This is a genomic window from Candidatus Ruminimicrobium bovinum (assembly GCF_902760015.1).
GTDB lineage: Bacteria > Elusimicrobiota > Endomicrobiia > Endomicrobiales > Endomicrobiaceae > Ruminimicrobium > Ruminimicrobium bovinum.
Genome location: NZ_CACWEU010000259.1, coordinates 1 through 2,987, shown reverse-complemented (window position 1 = coordinate 2,987; position 2,987 = coordinate 1). Strand labels below are relative to the sequence as shown.

The 2,987-nt window shown below is 48.2% G+C and carries 2 protein-coding genes; both read left to right on the top strand.

The features are described 5' to 3' along the window. The first annotated feature begins 494 nt into the window (after window positions 1-494). Window positions 495-2,006 carry a VapE domain-containing protein gene (locus tag ACMUOV_RS08540; protein WP_413854723.1) on the top strand — a complete coding sequence of 504 codons (1,512 nt, stop codon included), beginning with the start codon at window positions 495-497 and terminating at the stop codon, window positions 2,004-2,006. Beyond that, window positions 1,987-2,814 carry a hypothetical protein gene (locus ACMUOV_RS08535; RefSeq protein ID WP_413854722.1) on the top strand — a complete coding sequence of 276 codons (828 nt, stop codon included), beginning with the start codon at window positions 1,987-1,989 and terminating at the stop codon, window positions 2,812-2,814. Before ACMUOV_RS08540 ends, ACMUOV_RS08535 begins: the two co-directional genes overlap by 20 nt. Window positions 2,815-2,987: the final 173 nt, after the last annotated feature.

Below are 2,987 nucleotides of genomic sequence, written 5' to 3'. Positions count from 1 at the left end.
TTACCCAGTCCTATGGATCGGTTGATTGAAGCAGATTTGATTTAGTTTGTTCAAATTTATGTGAAAATTTTTGAGTAACTCAAGGACTTTTGTGAGTGAGAGTTCAAATGTCTCTCACCTAGAAATAAATATATATACCTTACTTTCTCTTTGGTACTTTCTCTTTATGAGTGTGTGGTATAACAAATTAATGCGGTTTTGTCCAAAACTTGCAATTCAAATTTAATGTTTTTATATTACAACACATCTTAACGATGGAGTTTGACTTAGTTCCGCATTTCAGTAGTATAGAGTAATTTATCGATCAACAAGGCTGGCACGGTCTTAGCTTCAGAAAAAAATTGTGACCACCAGCTAAACTATACATATCGCACAAGTACCATTTGTGACGCACCGGACTAAGTAAGAGATTTTCTGAAGTGGGCGGTGCCGAGTTGAAGATGGTACCTTCAAAAAGCTCGGCACCGCTTTTTATTGGTGTCAAAGGAAATTTTATGACAGACGAATTTAAGGCGTACTTCAACGCAAACTTCACTTTCAACAAGCCGTTCCGAAGCAATACCTACGGCATAAAGCTGAACGGATCCAACAAGTACCTTCAACCAGGCGACATATTCACACGTTACGCTACGTACATGGCTCAGCAAGGCAAGGTTGCCGACATTACAAAGGATGAAATTATCCAGTACATTAACGACAACATGCCTACGGACAAGCCGGAAGAGCGCAAGCCATGCCGACAGTGGATCAACGAATGGCTGGAAGCCCACAAGGACAACTGGAAGTTCAATACTGGCTGGACGGCGATTACGTACGTGTTCCAAGGCATTCCACGCAACAAGACCCTTGAAGACCTCAAGTCCGCCCTTATGGAAGACGTGTACCAGTACCAGCTTGCCTACAAGACCGAGGAAGTCAAGACAACGCTTGAATGCATTGCTCGTGACCAGAGCAGTTGCGCAGTTGCCAAGATCTTTGACAAGATCGCATACGACGCCAGCATGGTCGATCCGTGCGAACGATTCTTGCACGGCTTGTACAATTACCTCAAGCCGGAGGAAAGCTTCGACATATTCAAGACGCTCATGATGCACTGGGGCTGGGAATGCAAGCGCAGAATGCTCGGCAGGGACGTTGTATGGCATATCTGGATCAACCTTTTCGGTGCCACTGGCATCGGCAAGACCACGCTATTGAAGAAGCTGTGCAGTCCCATGGCCGACTACACGTCCGTCACAAACATTTCCATGCTCTTCGACAGCACACGCGAAATCGCGAAGCTCTCCGAATACTACGTGCTCATCTTCGATGAACTTGCCGTCAATGTCGAAGGCGAACCTGGCGGATTCCTTACAGAGGACAACAAGGCCACGCTGAAGTCCATGCTTACCGCAGACTACCTCGACGTTCGCGTGTACGGTACGCAGAGGCAGAGCAAGCAGAAGATTACCTTCGTGCCGATCAGCTCCGCGAACAACCACCTTTACGACATCATCTTCGACGATACATCCATGCGCCGCTTCTTCGAGTTCCATTGCACCGCAGAGAAGCCCAAGGACTACAATGGCATCAACAAGTACCTCGAACACAGCGACGTGTTCTGGCGAGGCATCAACGAGGACTTGGAAAGGGGCTACTGGGATCCGAACGGAACCGAGATCGGCGAGGAGATTTCCAAGATCCAGGCCAGCTACTATCCGACACGCACCACGACCTCGATGTGGATAAACGCTTGCCGCGTCATGGCCGGAAACATGTCCGGAACGAACGCATACAAGGCTTACTGTGGATGGTGCCGTGAGACTGGCAACAAGCAGAAGACCATGCAGAACTTCATCAAGGACATCGCGCACATGCTCCCAGACGCCATGGACGAGGCTGGCAAGGCCCACCTTGTATGGCAAGACGAGGAAGACCAGACAGTGTTCCGCCAGTCTAGCGCTCGACAGCCAGATGAGTTCGACTCTCTCGTAGGAATGCCAGACGATGCCTACAGCGCTGCTTAAACCTCACCAGTACTCCACGTACATGAAGTACGTCAACATCACGAAGGAAAGCTGGGACAAGCTCATATCCCATCCTTTCGTGACTCCCAACAAGGACGAGGCTCCGCTTTTGATATGGGGACGCATGGCCGATATTGTTGAAATAGATCCGGTGTATAATAAGCCTCGCTGCATAGGAACGAACGTAGGTCGCATGGACTGCATACAGGTGGACTACGACTCGGTATGTTCCATCGAAGAGTTTGTTAAGTGCTACCACAGATACGCATTCCAGCTCTATACTTCCCACAGCTACACGTTCAAGCCTGGTGACAGATTCAGAGTCATATTCCCTCTTGCAGAGCCTATACAGTGCTCGTGGCTGGTAAGGCCAGTCAAGGACATTCTCTGGAAGATGTTTCCGGAAGTGGACACGACTTGCTTCGACAAGGCTCACTGGCAGATTCTTCCATGTATACGTTATTCAGAAGCTCCGTACAGGTTCTTGCAGCACCAAGGCGAGAGACTGTCATTCAAGTCGGACAAGCTAGAAGATGTTGCGATGGAGTACAAGGAGTCTTTCCACTGGAAGAAAGCCATTGCAGAAGCTGACCGTGACCCGTCAGCAAACCATCAAGGAATGCTCAACTACGTCCAGAAAGTGTTCGACGGCACCACCGAAGGATCTCGTGATAAAACTGTCTACAAGGAAGTCATGTGGCTCATAGACAAGGGTTGCGACTACAATGAAGTAATTTCTTTAAGGCCGCCAGTCGGCTTTGAACAAGATTACATACGCAAGGTAGACCGTCTTTTCGGAATGAGGTGACTATGGACAAGGTACTTGGCAACGCATTGCTCTCTATTGCAGGAGTTTCTTTTATATACTTCTGCTACTGGGCTTGGAAGGATATAAAGAGAGAGAAACGTCCTCCGGTGACTGACGATATGATTAACGAAGCCTTTAATCGTATGCTGGATGAGAATGATATCTACATTCTA